This window comes from Streptomyces sp. B6B3 (genome assembly GCF_039871525.1).
Classification (GTDB): domain Bacteria; phylum Actinomycetota; class Actinomycetes; order Streptomycetales; family Streptomycetaceae; genus Streptomyces.
Genome location: NZ_JBDPLU010000001.1, coordinates 958736 through 974971 on the forward strand (window position 1 = coordinate 958736; position 16236 = coordinate 974971).

Here is a 16236-nt window from a genome sequence, read left to right on the forward strand (position 1 = left end):
GGCGCCTTCGTGTCGTCGCGGACTAGCCGCCGCGCTTGAGCGCCTCGGTGAGCCGGGCGGCCGCGTCGAGCAGGGCCTGGGCGTGCATCCGTCCCGGGTGGCGGCTGAGCCGCTCGATCGGGCCGGAGACGGAGACCGCCGCGACCACGCGGTTGGAGGGCCCGCGCACCGGTGCGGAGACGGAGGCGACGCCCGGCTCCCGCTCGCCGATCGACTGGGCCCAGCCCCGGCGTCGCACGCCGGAGAGCGCGGTGGCGGTGAAACGCGCGCCCTGCAGCCCGTGGTGCAGCCGCTCCGGCTCCTCCCAGGCCAGCAGGATCTGCGCCGCGGATCCGGCCTTCATCGGCAGCGTGGAGCCGACCGGTACGGTGTCCCGCAGCCCCGACAGCCGCTCGGCGGCGGCCACGCAGATCCGCATGTCACCCTGGCGCCGGTAGAGCTGGGCGCTTTCCCCGGTCACGTCGCGCAACTGCGTGAGCACGGGGCCGGCCGCGGCCAGCAGCCGGTCCTCGCCGGCCGCCGCGGCCAGTTCGGCCAGCCGGGGGCCGAGGACGAAGCGCCCCTGCATGTCCCGCGCCAGCAGACGGTGGTATTCAAGAGCCACCGCCATCCGATGCGCGGTGGGCCTGGCCAGCCCTGTCGCCCCGACCAGTCCCGCCAGGGTGGCTGGTCCGGACTCCAGGGCGCCCAGGACCAGGGCGGCCTTGTCGAGTACGCCCACGCCGCTGGAGTCGGTACTGGAGTTGTCCATGCAACGATACTCCCGTCTCACACTGTGAAACGCAAGTTCATTTCCCGGCGGAACGCGGGAGGCTTGGTGACCCGGTCACCATCCGGCGCGCGGGGAACGGATGGCGGCCACATCAGACCAGCACGGCGGACACGGCCGGAGGGAATGCGATGGGACGCACACTGGCGGAGAAGGTCTGGGACGACCATGTCGTCCGACGCGCGGAGGGCGAGCCCGACCTCCTCTACATCGACCTGCACCTGATCCACGAGGTGACCAGCCCGCAGGCGTTCGACGGGCTGCGCAAGGGCGGACGCCGAGTACGGCGCACCGACCTCACGATCGCCACCGAGGACCACAACACCCCGACGCTCGACATCGACAAGCCGATCGCCGACCCGGTCTCCCGGACCCAGCTGGAGACGCTGCGCAAGAACTGCGCGGAGTTCGGCGTGCGGCTGCACCCGCTCGGCGACGCCGAACAGGGCGTGGTGCACGTGGTCGGCCCGCAGCTCGGGCTGACCCAGCCGGGCACCACCGTGGTCTGCGGCGACTCCCACACCTCCACCCACGGCGCCTTCGGCGCCCTGGCCTTCGGCATCGGCACCAGCCAGGTGGAGCACGTGCTGGCCACCCAGACCCTGCCGATGGCGCCGTTCCGGACCATGGCGGTCACGGTCAACGGCGAGCTGCCCGAGGGCGTCACCGCCAAGGACCTGATCCTGACGATCATCGCCAGGATCGGCACCGGCGGCGGCCAGGGGTACGTGATCGAGTACCGCGGCGAGGCCATCGAGAAGCTCTCGATGGAGGCCCGGATGACCATCTGCAACATGTCCATCGAGGCCGGCGCGCGGGCGGGGATGATCGCCCCCGACGAGACCACCTTCGCGTACCTGCGGGGCCGGGACCACGCCCCGACCGACGCGGACTGGGACGAGGCCGTCGCCTACTGGCGGACGTTGCGCACCGACGACGACGCGGTCTTCGACCGCGAGGTGGTGATCGACGCGGCCGAACTGGCGCCGTTCGTCACCTGGGGCACCAACCCGGGCCAGGGCGCGCCGCTGTCCGCGTCGGTGCCCGACCCGGCGGGGTACGGCGACGCCAGCGACCGGCTGGCCGCCGAGAAGGCGCTGGAGTACATGGGCCTCACGGCGGGCCAGCGGCTGCGCGACATCGCGATCGACACGGTCTTCGTCGGCTCGTGCACCAACGGCCGGATCGAGGACCTGCGCTCCGCCGCCGCCGTGCTCGACGGCCGGAGGGTGGCCGACGGGGTGCGGATGCTGGTGGTGCCGGGCTCGGTCAGGGTGGCGCTGCAGGCCGTCGAGGAGGGGCTCGACCGGGTGTTCACCGCGGCCGGCGCCGAATGGCGGCACGCGGGCTGCTCGATGTGTCTGGGCATGAACCCCGACCAGCTGTCCCCCGGCGAGCGCTGCGCCTCCACCTCGAACCGCAACTTCGAGGGCCGGCAGGGCAAGGGCGGCCGGACCCATCTGGTGTCCCCGCAGGTCGCCGCCGCCACCGCGGTCACCGGCCGCCTCGCGTCCCCGGCCGACCTGGCCGACGTTCCCGCCCTCGTGGAGGTCTGAAGTCATGGAAGCATTCACCACCCACACCGGCCGGGCCGTGCCGCTGCGCCGGAGCAACGTGGACACCGACCAGATCATCCCGGCCCACTGGCTGAAGAAGGTCACCAGGGACGGCTTCGAGGACGGGCTCTTCGAGGCGTGGCGCAAGGACCCGGAGTTCGTGCTCAACCGGCCGGAGCGACGGGGCGCCACGGTGCTGGTCGCCGGCCCCGACTTCGGCACCGGCTCCTCCCGCGAGCACGCCGTGTGGGCCCTGCAGAACTTCGGCTTCAAGGCCGTGATCTCGTCCCGTTTCGCCGACATCTTCCGCGGCAACTCGCTGAAGAACGGGCTGCTGACCGTGGTGCTGCCGCAGGAGACCGTGGCGGCGCTCTGGGAGCTGACCGAGGCGGACCCGGCGGCCGAGATCACCGTGGACCTGGTCGAGCGCGTCGTCCGGGCCGGTGACGTGGAGGCCGGCTTCGAACTGGACGAGAACGCCCGCTGGCGGCTCCTGGAAGGGCTGGACGACATCAGCATCACGCTGCGGAACGAGGACGCCATCACCGCGTTCGAGGGGCGGCGCCCGGCGTACAAGCCCCGCACGCAGGTTGCCTGACGCTGCCTCAGCATCCCCGAGAGAGCGCATCTCAACGCCCGTGTCGCCCAACGCGACACGGGCGTTGAGGGCTTAGGGGGCGATACCGGGTCTTAGGTGGCACAATCGGCCGCATGGAACGCGACGGTCAACTCGAACTCTACGACCTCGTCGCCGCAAGACTGAAGGACGCGCACCGCGCGGTGCGGGGCTCGCAAGTGTCCGACGACACACGGCGGGCCCTGACCAGGAGGCTGCTGGTCATCACCGCGGCAGCCAAGCACGACCTGCCGGGTGCCGCCCGTCGTCTGGAACGGCTGATGGAGGACGTTGATGCGGGGAGGCCGCCGTCGGATCCGCCCGGCGAACCGGGCGATGGAACTCCGTGATGGTCGAGTTCGTTGCGACACAAGGGTGATTCGCCCGTTTCGCGTTTGATTTGCGGAATATATCTGCCTAACGTGCGAAAAAGCGCGAACACATTTTGTTCCAGCTAAGCCTGCGAAGGGGAAGACGTGAACAAGGCACAACTCGTTGAGGCGATCGCCGACAAGCTCGGTGGTCGCCAGCAGGCCGCCGACGCGGTCGATACCGTCCTCGACGCCATCATCCGTGCGGTGGTCGCCGGCGAGCGGGTCTCCGTGACCGGATTCGGTTCGTTCGAGAAGGTCGAGCGCCCCGCCCGGTACGCCCGTAACCCGCAGACCGGTGAGCGGGTGCGGGTCAGGAAGACCTCCGTGCCCCGGTTCCGGGCCGGTCAGGGATTCAAGGACCTGGTGTCCGGCACCAAGAAGCTGCCGAAGAACGACGTGGCCGTGAAGAAGGCCCCGAAGGGCAGCCTCACCGGCGGCACCGCCGCCAAGAAGGCCACGGCGAAGAAGGCGGCGGCCAAGAAGGCGACCGCGAAGAAGACCGCGGCGGCCAAGAAGACGGCGGCGAAGAAGACCACCGCCGCCAGGAAGACCGCCGCCAAGAAGACCACCGCGAAGAAGGCGCCGGCGAAGAAGACGACCGCCAAGAAGGCCCCGGCCAAGCGGACGTCGGCGCGCACGACCACGGCCAAGAAGGCCGCCAGCCGCCGGAAGTGACGGCCACGTCCCTCGGCCGCCACGTGGGCCGGACTCCGCACCGGAGTCCGGCCCACGGCCGTTCCCGCCGCCGGCGCGCTAGGCTCGCCGCATGCAGGCGACCGCGTACACCTTCGACCCCGCGACGCGCTCGGGCAGCGTCCTGCTCGACGACGGCACGCCGCTGGACTTCGGTGCCGAGGCGTTCGACGCCGGCGGCCTGCGGCTGCTCCGGCCCGGCCAGCGGGTGCGGATCGAGATGGCCGGCGAGGGCGGGGAGCGCCGCATCACCCACGTGACGTTGCAGACGTTGTGACGCCCCGCGCGGTCGCCGCGGTCCGCGGGCCGACGCCGAGCGCCAGCGCCGCCCGCAGGTCCGCGCCGGTGTCCACGTCCCGGCGCACGCTCGCCACCCCCTCCGGCAGCAGTTCCACGGCACCCGACGCCAGGTGACGCGCCCGCGACCGGCCGCCGAAGGCCGGCGCCAGGTCCACTCCCGGCGCCGCCGCCAGCATGGTGGTGCCCACCCCCGCGGCGTCCGCCAGGAAGCTCCTGTCGTGCCCGTCCGCCGCCGCCAGCACCCGCGCCAACTCCGCCGGGCGCAGTGCCGGCAGATCGGCGTTGACGGCGGCCACCGCGGCCCGCGGCGCCGAGCGCCGCACCGCGGCCGCGCCGTAGGCCAGCGCCGCGTTCAGCCCGCGCCCCGGGGCGTCGGGCAGCACCCGGGCGCCCAACGCCACCAGCCGCTCCGCCGCCCGTGGATCGTCGGTGACCACCGTCAGCCGGCCGACCACGGGACAGGCCAGCGCCGCCGCCACCGTGTCCTCGGCGAAGGCCAGCGCCAGGGAAGGCCGCAGCGTCTCGCCCACCACCGCGGCCAGCCGGCTCTTGGCCAGCGCCAGCGGCTTGAGCGGGACGATCAGCGACCATTCGGCAGCGCGCACCGCCTCATTGTCCCCCGGCCCCCACGCGGGCCGTCCGGGCCCCCGGCCACGGCCCGTGTCGGGTTCGGATGCTCGTGGGCCCGCGAAGATCCGCCGGACAGGGCCTAGGGTGCGAAGGGTCCGTGGGGGCGTGTGGCGATCGCTGGACAGCCCAGGGACCCAGGGCGACACTTGTGCGGCCGTCCGCAGCGACCGAGCCGGAACATGGCCCGAGGAATGCAAGAGGAGATGGTGACGAGTGTCTCGCCACAGAATCGGCTTCTGGTACCGACTGGCCGCGAGTGTGGTGAAACCGCCGCTGCTGGTGTTCTTCCGGCGGTCCTGGCGCGGACGGGAACACATGCCGTCCGCGGGCGGCTTCATCACCGCGGTGAACCACAACTCCTACCTGGATCCCCTCTCCTACGCGCACTTCCAGTACAGCACCGGGCGGGTGCCCCGTTTCCTGGCCAAGCAGAGCCTGTTCAGGGGTCGGGTGGTGGGCACCTTCATGCGCGGCACCGGGCAGATCCCGGTGCTCAGGGAGAGCTCGGACGCCGCGGGCGCCTTCCGGGCCGCGGTCGACGCGGTCAACCGGGGCGAGTGCGTGGCGTTCTATCCCGAGGGCACGCTGACCCGTGACCCGGACCTGTGGCCCATGGAGGGCAAGACCGGCGCGGCCCGCGTCGCGCTGCTCACCGGGGCCCCGGTGATCCCGGTGGCGCAGTGGGGCGCGCACGAGGCGATGCCCCCGTACGCCAGGACCAAACGGTTCCGTCTGCTGCCGCGGAAGACCCTGACCGTGGTCGCCGGGCCGCCCGTGGACCTCGCCGAGTTCCAGGGCGCCGAACCCACCGCCGACGTGCTGCGCCAGGTCACGGACCGGATCATGGACGCCATCACCAGGCTGCTCGCCGAGATCCGTGACGAGGCGCCACCGGAGCGGCGCCTCGCCTTCCACCCCAGGAAGGACGCCGCCGGCAGCTCCGACACACCCGACGCGCCCGCCACATCCGACACGACCCGAGCACCGCAGGCGCCCCGGGCGCCCGAACAGGAGAGAGCTGAGTGACACACGTCGCCGTCTTCGGCAACGGGAGCTGGGGGACCGCCTTCGCCATGGTCCTGGCCGACGCGGGGTGCACGGTGACGCTCTGGGGCCGGAGCCCCGAGCGCGCCGACGCCATCAACGCCACCCGCGCCAACCCCGACTACCACCCCGGCATACGGCTTCCCGCGGGCGTCCGGGCCACCGCCGACCCGGCCGAGGCGGCGCGCGACGCGGAGTTCACGGTGCTCGCCGTGCCCGCCCAGACGCTGCGCGGCAACCTCACCGGCTGGTCCGACCTGCTGCCCCCCGACACGGTCCTGGTGTCGCTGATGAAGGGCGTCGAACTGGGCACCGCGAAGCGGATGAGCGAGGTCATCGCGGACGTCACCGGGGCGGGACCGGAGCGCGTCGCGGTGCTCACCGGGCCCAACCTGGCGCCCGAGATCGCCGAACGCCAGCCCGCCGCCTCGGTCGTGGCCTGCCGCGACGAGGCTGTCGCCAGGCGGCTCCAGGCCGCCTGCCACACGCCGTACTTCCGTCCCTACACCAACACCGACGTGGTCGGCTGCGAGCTCGGCGGCGCGGTGAAGAACGTGATCGCGCTGGCCGTCGGCATCGCGGAGGGCATGGGCCTGGGCGACAACGCCAAGGCGTCGCTGATCACCCGCGGCCTGGCCGAGACCACCCGACTGGGCCTGGCCATGGGTGCCGACGCGCACACCTTCGCCGGCCTCGCCGGCATGGGCGACCTCGTCGCCACCTGCTCCTCACCGCTGTCCCGCAACCACACGTTCGGCACCAACCTCGGCCGCGGCATGACCCTTCAGGAGACCATCGCGGTCACCCGGCAGACCGCGGAGGGCGTCAAGTCCAGCCAGTCGGTGCTCGAACTGTCCCGCCGGCACCGGGTGGACATGCCGCTCACCGAGACCGTGGTGGGCATCGTGCACCACGGCACGCCGCCGCACGTCGCCCTGAAGGAGCTGATGTCCCGCTCCGCCAAGGCCGAGCAGGGCTGACCGGGGCCCCGAGGTCCGTGCCGGGGGCGCGCCCACCGGAACACCGGCGCGGGCCTTCGCTGACTGACGCCGCCGCGTTAGGTAGCCTCCAGGTGATATGAGCAGCGAGTACCCGCCCCAGCGCCGAAACCCCAGCATCAAGCCCTGCGTCGCCGTCGTGTTCGGCGGGCGGAGCTCCGAACACGGGATCTCCGTGGTCACCGCCGGGGCCGTGCTGCGCGCCATCGACCGCGAGCGTTACGACGTGCTGCCCATCGGCATCACCGCCGAGGGCCACTGGGCGCTCACCGCCGACGACCCGGCGCGGATGGCGATCGCCGAACGCCGGCTGCCCAGCGTGGAGCAGGTCGCCGAGCCGGGCGCCGGCGGCGTGCGGCTGCCGGTGGAGCCGACCCGGCGTGAGGTGGTGTACACCGAGGCCGGCGAGGTCCCCAAGGAACTCGGCGACGTGGACGTCGTCTTCCCGCTGCTGCACGGCCCCTACGGCGAGGACGGCACGCTCCAGGGGCTGCTGGAGCTCTCCGGGGTGCCCTACGTCGGCGCCGGGGTGCTCTCCTCGGCGATCGGCATGGACAAGGAGTACATGAAGCGGATCTTCACCTCCTTCGGCCTGCCCGTCGGCCCCTACACCGTCGTGCGCCCCCGCGAGTGGGAGACCGACCCGGCCGCCGCGCGCGAGCGGATCCTCGACTTCGCCGGCGAGCACGGCTGGCCGGTCTTCGTGAAGCCCGCCCGCGCCGGTTCGTCCATCGGCATCTCCCGGGTCACCGACATCGGCGGTCTGGAGGCGGCCCTGGAGCTGGCGCGTCAGCACGACCCGAAGATCCTCGTGGAGGCGCAGGTCACCGGGCGCGAGATCGAGTGCGGCGTGGTGGAGTTCGCCGACGGGCCGCGGGCCAGCCTGCCGGCCGAGATCCCCGCGGACGCCGAGCACGACTTCTACGACTTCGAGGCCAAGTACATCGACTCGGCCGAGGGCATCGTGCCGGCGCCGCTGACGCCCGAACAGACCGCGGAGGTCCAGCGGCTGGCGGTGCGCGCCTTCGAGGCCGTCTCCTGCGAGGGCCTGGTCCGGGCCGACTTCTTCCTGCGCGAGAACGGCGAGTTCGTCATCAACGAGATCAACACCATGCCCGGTTTCACGCCGATCTCGATGTTCCCCCGGATGTGGCAGGCCAGCGGCGTCAGCTACCCCGAGCTGGTCGACGTGCTGATCCAGGCCGCGCTGCGTCGCTCCACCGGCCTGCGCTGAGGCGGCGGGGGCTCCCAGGCTCGCGCGGCCTGGGAGGTGCCCCGGGGCCGGGGTCACTCCTCCAACTGGGACCAGAGCGCGTCGAGGGGTATGTGCCGGTCGACCGGACCCGAGATCTCGACCAGCGGGTTGGCCGTCGTCTCGTAGTCGTCCGGCACCGTCACCTCGACGAACACCTCGCGTCCCGTGGTGGTGCAGCGCAGGCCGTCCGCCTCCTCCTCGATCAGCCAGCTGACGCCGTTCACCTCGATCGAGTCAGGGCTCAGCACGTACGCGTCGCTGCCGGGGGTGATCACCTCGGGTCGGCCCACCCCGCAGCGCAGCACGATGGCCGGATCTCCCCAGACGGCGGCGTAGGGTGTGTCCTGATCCAGCGTGCGGCGCTCCTGTTCGCCCGCCTGCCGCGGCAACTCCGGTGCCAGCTCCCGGCACGCCTGCGCGGCCTCGCCCTTCGGGGTGGGCACCTCGACGTCCGGGCCGCCGCCGGCGCAGGCGGCGAGGGCGAGTGCGAGCGACAGGGCCAGCGGGGCTCGGCGCGCGGTGGGCGACAAGGACATCACCGGACGAGAATACGGGGTGTCACAGGTGGACGACCGGGCAGGTCAGGGTACGTGTGATGCCGGGGACGCGCTGCACCTCGGCGACCACCAGACGGCCCAGTTCGTCCACCGTGCTCGCCTCGGCCCGGACGATCACGTCGTAGGGGCCCGTGACATCCTCTGCCTGGATCACGCCGGAGATCTTGGAGATCACGTCGGCCACGGCGGACGCCTTGCCCACCTCGGTCTGGATCAGGATGTAGGCCTGTACCACGGGTCCTCCACAGCGGCTACGAGGAGCGGGGGCGCTACCGTAGCGCGTCATGACCTGCGCGGGGAGACGTCGGTCGGCGCCGTTCGCGGCGGATTGACGAGCGGGTCGGCGGCGCGGGTGACGAACGGGTCGGTGAGACGGTCATGAGGCATGAGGAGAGCTGAGTGAAGGGCAGTGTGGGCGAGCTCGGGGAGTTCGGGCTGATCCGGGAGCTGACCTCCCGGATCAGCAGCGCTCCCGCCGTGCGGATCGGCCCCGGGGACGACGCCGCCGTGGTGGCCGCGCCGGACGGCCGGGTCGTCGCCAGCACCGACATCCTGCTGGAGGGCCGGCACTTCCGCCGCGACTGGTCCACCGCCTACGACGTGGGCCGCAAGGCCGCCGCCCAGAACCTCGCCGACGTCGTCGCGATGGGCGCCGTGCCCACCGCCCTGCTGCTCGGGCTCGTGGTGCCTTCCGAGCTTCCGGCCACGTGGCCGGTCGAGCTGATGGACGGCATCCGCGACGAGTGCCAGGCCGCCGGCGCGGGCGTCGCGGGCGGTGACGTGGTGCGCGGCGAGACCATCACCGTCTCCATCACCGCGCTCGGCGATCTGCGCGGCCGGGAGGCGGTCACCAGGTCCGGGGCGAGGGCCGGCGACATCGTCGCGGTCACCGGTTGGCTCGGCTGGTCCGCCGCGGGCTACGCGGTGCTCTCCCGCGGTTTCCGCTCGCCCCGCGCCTTCGTCGAGGCGCACCGCAGGCCCGAGCCGCCCTATCCGGCGGGCCCGGCCGGCGCGGCGCTCGGCGCGACCGCCATGACCGACGTCAGCGACGGGCTGATCGCGGACCTCGGGCATATCGCGCAGGCCAGCAAGGTGCGCATCGACATCCGCTCGGCCGCGCTCGACGTGCCGGCCCAGATGTCCGACATCGGGCAGGCGGTGGGCGTCGACCCGCTGCACTGGGTGCTGACCGGCGGCGAGGACCACGCGATCGTCGCGACCTTCCCGCCGGAGACCAAGCTGCCCGCGCGCTGGCGGACCATCGGCGAGGTGCTCCCGGCGCGGACCCGCGGCCCGGCACCCGCCCCCGCCGGCCCCGCCCCGCCAGGCGTGACCGTGGACGGCGCCGCCTGGGACAAGGCGGGCGGCTGGGAGCACTTCAGCTCCTAGGACGTGTCCGGGCCGCGTTCGGATCCGGCGGCCCGGGGCGGAGCCGGCGGCGCGCACCGGCGTACCGTCGTAGCCATGCAGGCTCCCTCATCCCCGCCCCGTGTGCTCACCGTCGCGGGCTCCGACTCCGGCGGCGGCGCCGGCATCCAGGCGGACCTGAAGACGATGCTGGCGCTCGGCACCCACGGCATGAGCGTGATCACCGCCATCACCGCGCAGAACTCCCTGGGCGTGCAGGGCGCCTGGGAGCTGCCGGCGGAGGCGGTCAGGCGGCAGTTCCGCAGCGTCGTGGACGACATCGGGGTCCAGGCGATCAAGACCGGGATGCTGGCCACGGCGGAACTGGTCGAGACCGTCGCCGGGCTGCTGGGCGACGCCGGGGCGCCGGTGGTCGTCGACCCGGTCGGCGTCTCCAAGCACGGCGACTCGCTGCTCGCCGCGGACGCGTTGGACGCGGTGCGCCGGAAGCTGCTGCCGGTGGCGACCGTGGCCACCCCGAACCTGCCCGAGGTCGCCCAGCTCACCGGCGTCCGGGTGGCGTCCGAGGCCGACCTGCCGCGGGCCGCCGCGGCGCTGCTCGCCCACGGGCCGCGGTGGGTGCTGGTCAAGGGGGGCCATCTGCCGGGCGACGAGGCGGTTGACCTGCTCACCGACGGCTCGGCGGAGCACTGGCTGCGCGCGCCCCGCCACACCAACCGCCACACCCACGGCACCGGCTGCACCCTGGCGTCGGCGATCGCCTGCGGCCTGGCCCGGGGGGCCAGCGTGCCGCGGGCGGCGGCGGACGCCAAGGACTACGTCACCGGCGCCATCGCCGCCGGCTTCCCGCTGGGCGCCGGCATCGGCCCGGTGCACCACGGCCACCGAACGCACGAAACCGGCCCATCGTGAACGATGGGCCGGCCCGGTTGACGGGGGTCGGTCGGCGCGGTCAGCGCGTGACCTTGCCCGCCTTGATGCACGAGGTGCAGACGTAGAGCCGCTTCGGCGTCCCGTTGACCACGGTGCGCACCCGCTGGATGTTGGGGTTCCAACGGCGGGGGGTGCGGCGGTGTGAGTGCGAGATACGGTTGCCGAAGCCCGGCCCCTTGCCGCAGACATCGCAGTTGGCAGCCACGGGTCACTCCAAAGACAGGTTTTCGCTAAGGGCTCCTGGGGTCACTCACCCTCAGGGCTGCGGGAGATGCGCGAGTTCCAGCTCAACGACATCAAGCAACCGGGGAAGCATACCCCGAGCCGTCCCGCCAGGTGAAATCAGCGGTGGATCGCCTATCGTGCACGACGTCGGCGCTCGCGCCCGACGGCCGCCAGCCCGCCGAGGAGGTTCCCCGTGCCGCAACCGCTGGACGCCGGGGCGGTCCGGCGCTGGTGCCACATCGCCCTGACGGCGCTGGGCGAGGCCCGCGAGGACATCGACGCGATCAACGTCTACCCGGTGCCCGACGGCGACACCGGCACCAATCTCTACCTCACCGTGGAGTCCGCCGCCCAGGCCGTGGACGCGGCCGGCGCGGCGACCCCGACGCTGGCCGACGCCGCCCGCACGATGGCGCACGGCGCGCTGATCGGGGCGCGCGGCAATTCGGGGACCATCCTCGCCCAGCTGTTGCGCGGCATGTCCGAGGTGCTGGCCGCGCGCCCGGAGCCGGCCGACCGGGACGCCGTGGTCGACGCGCTCGACCGGGCGGCCCACGCCGCCCACGACGCGGTGGCCCATCCGGTGCCCGGCACCATGCTCACCGTGGCGCGGGCCGCGGCCGACGCCGCCGGCCGGTCCGCCGGGCCCGTCGCCGAGGCGGTGGCGGCGGCCTGCGCCGGGGCCAGGGAGGCGCTGGCCGCGACGCCGGGACAGCTTCCGGTGCTGGCCGAGGCCGGGGTGGTCGACGCCGGGGGCAGCGGGCTGGTGACCGTGCTGGAGGCGCTGGACGCGGCGCTGTCCGGACGTCCCCCCGGCACCGCCGCGCATCTCAGGCTCGGCCCGCCCGCGGGCCGCGGGACCCGGCCCGCGCAGCCCGTCGACCCCGGCTGCCCGGCGCCCGGACCGGCCGGTGGCGCCGGCGCCCCGGGCGAGGCGGGCGGGGCCGGCGACGCGGACGCCGGCTACGAGGTGATCTACCTGCTCGACGCCCCGGACGACGCGGTGCCCGCGCTGCGCGAGCGGCTCGACGGGCTCGGCGACTCCCTGGTGGTGGTCGGCGGCGACGGGCTGTTCCACGTCCACGTGCACACCGCCGAGCCCGGCGCGGCCGTGGAGGCGGCGCTGGCCGTCGGGCGCCCGCACCGGATCCGGATCACCTGGCTGGCCACCGGCGGCCGGCCGCCGGAGCGCGCCGTCGCCCGCGTCGTCGTCTCCGTGATGCCGGGGGACGGGCTGGCCGGGCTGTGCGAGGAGGCCGGCTCCGTCGCGCTCACCGTGCGCCCGGGGGAGCCCCCGAGCAGCGGCGAGCTCGCCGCTGCCATCGAGCGCGCCCGGGCCCGCGAGGTCATCCTGCTGCCCAACGACGAGGCGCTGTGGCACCCGGCCGCGGCGGCGGCCGAACGAGCCCGCACGGCCGGCACCCGGATCGCCGTCATCCCGACCCGGTCCCCGGTGCAGGGCATCGCCGCGCTGGCGGTGCACGCGCCGGAGCGCCGCTTCGACGAGGACGTGGTCGCCATGACCTCGGCGGCCGGCGCCACCCGGTTCGGCGAGGTCACGGTCGCCGAGCGGGAGTCCTGGACCATGGCCGGCATCTGCCAGGCCGGGGACGTGCTGGGGCTCGTCGAGGGCGACGTCGCGGTGATCGGCGCCGAGCTCGGCCAGGTCGCCGGCCAGGTGCTGGAGCGGATGCTGTCCGCCGGTGGCGAGCTGGTCACCCTGGTGCTGGGCGCGGACGCCCCCGCCGGCCTCGCCGAACGCCTGGAGGCCCAGGTGCGCCAGGGCCATCTCGGCGTGGACACCGTGGTCTGCGAGGGACGCCAGGGCACGCCCCTGTTCATCGGTGTGGAGTGACCCGGCTGTCCGAGCCGTGGTGTGCAATAGGCGGCGTGACCGTCCCGCAGCAGCCACCCACCCCCCCGTCCGCCGCCCAGCCCGGTGGTGACCTCGTCGGCCAGCCGCTCGCCAGGGTGGTCGGCGGCACCACGGCGAAGGTGATGGCGGAGCACCTCGGACTGCGCACGGTCGGCGACCTGCTGCACCACTATCCGCGGCGGTACGCCGAGCGCGGCGAGCTGACCCGGCTCTCCGACCTGCCGCTCGACGAGCACGTGACCGTCGTCGCCGAGGTCGCCGACGCCCGCCTGCTGTCGTTCAACCGGGGCAAGGGACAGCGCCTGGAGGTCACCCTGACCGACGGCAGTGGTCGCCTCCGGCTGGTGTTCTTCGGCCGCTCCGCGCACCACCACAAGCGGGAGCTGGTGCCGGGGCGGCGCGGCATGTTCGCGGGCAAGGTGGGCGAGTTCCGGCACCAGCTCCAGCTCGCGCACCCGGCCTACCAGCTGCTGACCGAGGACGGCGACGCGGGGGACGCGGTCGCCGAGTTCGCCGGCCGCCCGCTGCCGCTCTACCCGGCCTGCCGGCAGCTGGAGTCGTGGCGCATCGCCAAGGCCGTCGGCATGGTGCTGGAGTCCCTGGACGCGGTGGGCTGGGCGGGGCTCGTCGACCCGCTGCCCGGCTCGCTGCGCCGGCAGCGGGAGTTGATCCCGCTGCCTGAGGCGTTCCACAAGATCCACCGGCCGCGGGCCCAGCCGGACATCGAGGCCGCCCGCGCCCGGCTGAAGTGGGACGAGGCGTTCGTGCTGCAGGTGGCGCTGGCCCGGCGCCGCAGGGCCGCGACCGAGCTCCCCGCCGCACCCCGCCGGCCGGCGGCCGACGGCCTGCTGACCGCCTTCGACGCCCGGCTGCCGTTCGAGCTCACCGAGGGGCAGCGGCGGGTCGGCGCCGAGATCTTCGAGGAGCTGGCCGCCGACCACCCGATGCACCGGCTGCTCCAGGGCGAGGTGGGCAGCGGCAAGACGCTGGTCGCCCTCCGGGCGATGCTGGCCGTCGTCGACTCCGGGGGCCAGTCCGCCCTGCTGGCGCCCACCGAGGTGCTCGCCCAGCAGCACCACCGCTCGATCACCGCCATGCTGGGGGAGTTCGCCGAGGGCGGCATGCTGGGCGGCGCCGAGGGGGGCACGAAGGTGGTGTTGCTGACCGGCTCCATGGGCGCGGCGGCGCGGCGCCGGGCGCTGCTGGACGCCGTCACGGGCGAGGCCGGGATCGTCGTCGGTACCCATGCGCTCATCGAGGAGACCGTGCGCTTCCACGACCTCGGCCTGGTCGTGGTGGACGAGCAGCACCGGTTCGGGGTCGAGCAGCGGGACGCGCTGCGCGCCAAGGGCGAGCGGCCGCCGCACCTGCTGGTGATGACCGCGACGCCGATCCCGCGCACGGTCGCCATGACGGTCTTCGGCGACCTGGAGACCTCGGTGCTCGACCAACTGCCGGCCGGGCGCTCGCCGATCGCCAGCCACGTGGTGCCGGCCGCCGACAAGCCGCACTTCCTGGCCCGGGCCTGGGAGCGGGTCAGGGAGGAGGTGACGGCCGGGCACCAGGCGTACGTGGTCTGCCCGCGGATCGGCGGCGAGGACGAGCCGGCCGCGGGCCGCGGCGGCGCGGACGGCGCCGAACGGCCCCCGCTGGCCGTCGCCGAGGTGGCCGCCGAGCTGTCCGACGGGCCGCTCGCCGGGCTGCGCCTCGGCGTGCTGCACGGCCGGCTGGCGCCGGAGGCCAAGGACGAGGTGATGCGCGCGTTCGCCGCCGGTGAGCTGGACGTGCTGGTCGCCACCACCGTCGTCGAGGTCGGGGTGGACGTGCCCAACGCCACCGTCATGGTGATCATGGACGCGGACCGGTTCGGCGTCTCCCAGCTGCACCAGCTGCGCGGCCGGGTCGGGCGCGGCTCGGCCGCCGGGCTGTGCCTGCTGGTCACCGAGGCGCCCGAGGCGAGCCCGGCGCGGAGCCGGCTGGCCGCGGTGGCCGACACCCTGGACGGCTTCGAGCTGTCCCGGATCGACCTGGAGCAGCGCCGGGAGGGCGACGTGCTGGGCCAGGCCCAGTCCGGCGGCCGCAGCAGCCTGCGGATGCTCGCGGTCATCGCCGACGAGGAGATCATCGCCGCGGCCCGCGCCGAGGCCGGCGCTCTGGTGGCCCGCGATCCCGACCTGACGAGGAGCCCGGGGCTGCGCGTCGCCCTCGACGCACTGCTCGACGCGGAGCGCGAGGAGTATCTCGACAAGGGCTGAGCCCACGTCCGGACGGCCCGTCAGGTGTCAGCGCGCCTGCGTGGCGGGTCGCATGACGGCCTGTCAGTCGCGTGCTCGGTCTGACAGACTGTCATGTGACCGTCGCCGGTGGGTGATCGGGCTCGTCCCCCTCGTCCCGGTCGCTCCCGGCTCGTCCGGCGCCGGCTTCCCCTCGGGGGCGCCGCGCACCCTTCCGCTTGTGCTCGGATCTCCGCGAACGCTCCCCTAACTCCCTTGATCGGGCTACGGTGTGTGCGGGTCGGACCGAGGGTGTGCCGCCTGGAGGAGGCCGCGAGATGGAGCAGCGAGACGCCTGGCCGGAACGGGCGGTGCCCTCGGTCGAGGAGTTGGAGGCGCTGCTGAACGGATCGGAACGGCGGGACTGGGAGAGCCGCCTGCCCGGCCGACCGGAGTACCCGGGGCGGGACGCCGCGGAGCACGCCAGGCGGCTGTTGCGCCGCGCGGTCAACGCCGACCGGCCGGACGAGGAGACGCTGCGGCTGCTGGCCACGTCCACGGCCTACGACATCGAGCGGCTGCCCGACCCCGGCGGCTCGCTCACCTCGGCCGCCTGGTGCGCGGTCTACGAGCACGCGTTCCTGCTCGACGACGGCCGCGAGATCTGCCTGTACGAGCTGGAGCACGACCTGACGCCGGACCGTCGGCTGGTCTGCGAGGTGTACGCCGACGAACTGACGGCCGGACGGGCGGCGCGCAGGTGCGTCCGCCCGTTGCGCGACACCTGAGCGCTCCCCGCCGTCCACCCGCGCGTCCGGGCCCGGCCGTC

The 16236-nt window shown here is 73.9% G+C and carries 18 protein-coding genes; 13 read left to right on the forward strand and 5 right to left on the reverse strand.

The window, feature by feature from the left end:
* Positions 1-22: 22 nt before the first annotated feature.
* Entirely contained in the window at positions 23-751 is a 729-nt protein-coding gene (locus tag ABGB06_RS04010) for an IclR family transcriptional regulator (protein WP_347585266.1), read from the reverse strand.
* A gap of 149 nt (positions 752-900) precedes the next feature.
* Here ABGB06_RS04010 and leuC point away from each other — a divergent pair, with 149 nt between their 5' ends.
* The 5 genes from leuC (at position 901) to ABGB06_RS04035 (ending at position 4285) form a co-directional block, all read left to right on the forward strand.
* Positions 901-2325, forward strand: coding sequence for a 3-isopropylmalate dehydratase large subunit (gene leuC, locus ABGB06_RS04015; RefSeq protein WP_347585267.1), 1425 nt, complete (start codon positions 901-903; stop codon positions 2323-2325).
* Positions 2326-2329: 4 nt separating this feature from the next.
* Complete coding sequence (gene leuD, locus ABGB06_RS04020; RefSeq protein ID WP_347585268.1) at positions 2330-2923, forward strand: 3-isopropylmalate dehydratase small subunit; 594 nt, start codon at positions 2330-2332, stop codon at positions 2921-2923.
* A 113-nt stretch (positions 2924-3036) separates the two neighbouring features.
* On the forward strand, positions 3037-3291 hold the full coding sequence (locus tag ABGB06_RS04025; protein ID WP_347585270.1) for a hypothetical protein: 255 nt from the start codon (positions 3037-3039) through the stop codon (positions 3289-3291).
* Positions 3292-3417: 126 nt separating this feature from the next.
* On the forward strand, positions 3418-3990 hold the full coding sequence (locus ABGB06_RS04030) for an HU family DNA-binding protein (protein WP_347585271.1): 573 nt from the start codon (positions 3418-3420) through the stop codon (positions 3988-3990).
* Positions 3991-4081: 91 nt separating this feature from the next.
* Positions 4082-4285, forward strand: a complete 204-nt coding sequence (locus ABGB06_RS04035) for a hypothetical protein (RefSeq protein ID WP_347585273.1) — start codon at positions 4082-4084, stop codon at positions 4283-4285.
* Here ABGB06_RS04035 and cofC read toward each other — a convergent pair.
* Positions 4257-4913 carry a 2-phospho-L-lactate guanylyltransferase gene (gene cofC, locus ABGB06_RS04040; RefSeq protein ID WP_347585274.1) on the reverse strand — a complete coding sequence of 219 codons (657 nt, stop codon included), beginning with the start codon at positions 4911-4913 and terminating at the stop codon, positions 4257-4259. The genes ABGB06_RS04035 and cofC overlap by 29 nt on opposite strands.
* Positions 4914-5151: 238 nt before the next feature.
* Between cofC and ABGB06_RS04045 the strand changes: the two genes are divergently transcribed.
* The 3 genes from ABGB06_RS04045 (at position 5152) to ABGB06_RS04055 (ending at position 8214) form a co-directional block, all read left to right on the forward strand.
* On the forward strand, positions 5152-5964 hold the full coding sequence (locus ABGB06_RS04045) for a lysophospholipid acyltransferase family protein (RefSeq protein ID WP_347585276.1): 813 nt from the start codon (positions 5152-5154) through the stop codon (positions 5962-5964).
* A complete protein-coding gene (locus ABGB06_RS04050; protein WP_347585277.1) occupies positions 5961-6962 on the forward strand; it encodes an NAD(P)H-dependent glycerol-3-phosphate dehydrogenase in 1002 nt (333 codons plus the stop codon). The genes ABGB06_RS04045 and ABGB06_RS04050 overlap by 4 nt, the downstream gene beginning before the upstream one ends.
* Before the next feature lie 97 nt (positions 6963-7059).
* Positions 7060-8214 (forward strand): D-alanine--D-alanine ligase family protein, encoded by a 1155-nt coding sequence (locus tag ABGB06_RS04055; protein ID WP_347585278.1) that lies wholly within the window; start codon positions 7060-7062, stop codon positions 8212-8214.
* Between the two features lie 53 nt (positions 8215-8267).
* Here ABGB06_RS04055 and ABGB06_RS04060 read toward each other — a convergent pair whose 3' ends face one another.
* Positions 8268-8771: a DUF3515 domain-containing protein gene (locus ABGB06_RS04060; protein WP_347585461.1), complete on the reverse strand. Its 504-nt coding sequence runs from the start codon at positions 8769-8771 to the stop codon at positions 8268-8270.
* A 22-nt stretch (positions 8772-8793) separates the two neighbouring features.
* Positions 8794-9027, reverse strand: coding sequence for an Lrp/AsnC ligand binding domain-containing protein (locus ABGB06_RS04065; protein WP_347585279.1), 234 nt, complete (start codon positions 9025-9027; stop codon positions 8794-8796).
* A gap of 164 nt (positions 9028-9191) precedes the next feature.
* On the opposite strand from ABGB06_RS04065, the gene ABGB06_RS04070 reads away from it, so the two are divergent.
* Both ABGB06_RS04070 and thiD read left to right on the forward strand, forming a co-directional pair.
* Complete coding sequence (locus ABGB06_RS04070; RefSeq protein WP_347585281.1) at positions 9192-10181, forward strand: thiamine-phosphate kinase; 990 nt, start codon at positions 9192-9194, stop codon at positions 10179-10181.
* A 75-nt stretch (positions 10182-10256) separates the two neighbouring features.
* Positions 10257-11072, forward strand: a complete 816-nt coding sequence (thiD, locus tag ABGB06_RS04075; protein ID WP_347585282.1) for a bifunctional hydroxymethylpyrimidine kinase/phosphomethylpyrimidine kinase — start codon at positions 10257-10259, stop codon at positions 11070-11072.
* A gap of 40 nt (positions 11073-11112) precedes the next feature.
* On the opposite strand, the gene rpmB is transcribed toward thiD, so the two are convergent.
* Entirely contained in the window at positions 11113-11298 is a 186-nt protein-coding gene (rpmB, locus tag ABGB06_RS04080; RefSeq protein WP_347585284.1) for a 50S ribosomal protein L28, read from the reverse strand.
* A gap of 213 nt (positions 11299-11511) precedes the next feature.
* Between rpmB and ABGB06_RS04085 the strand changes: the two genes are divergently transcribed.
* The 3 genes from ABGB06_RS04085 (at position 11512) to ABGB06_RS04095 (ending at position 16195) form a co-directional block, all read left to right on the forward strand.
* Positions 11512-13173, forward strand: a complete 1662-nt coding sequence (locus tag ABGB06_RS04085) for a DAK2 domain-containing protein (protein WP_347585285.1) — start codon at positions 11512-11514, stop codon at positions 13171-13173.
* Between the two features lie 35 nt (positions 13174-13208).
* Entirely contained in the window at positions 13209-15449 is a 2241-nt protein-coding gene (gene recG / locus ABGB06_RS04090; protein WP_347585286.1) for an ATP-dependent DNA helicase RecG, read from the forward strand.
* Positions 15450-15745: 296 nt separating this feature from the next.
* Positions 15746-16195 (forward strand): DUF6227 family protein, encoded by a 450-nt coding sequence (locus tag ABGB06_RS04095; protein ID WP_347585287.1) that lies wholly within the window; start codon positions 15746-15748, stop codon positions 16193-16195.
* The last annotated feature ends 41 nt before the right edge of the window (positions 16196-16236 follow it).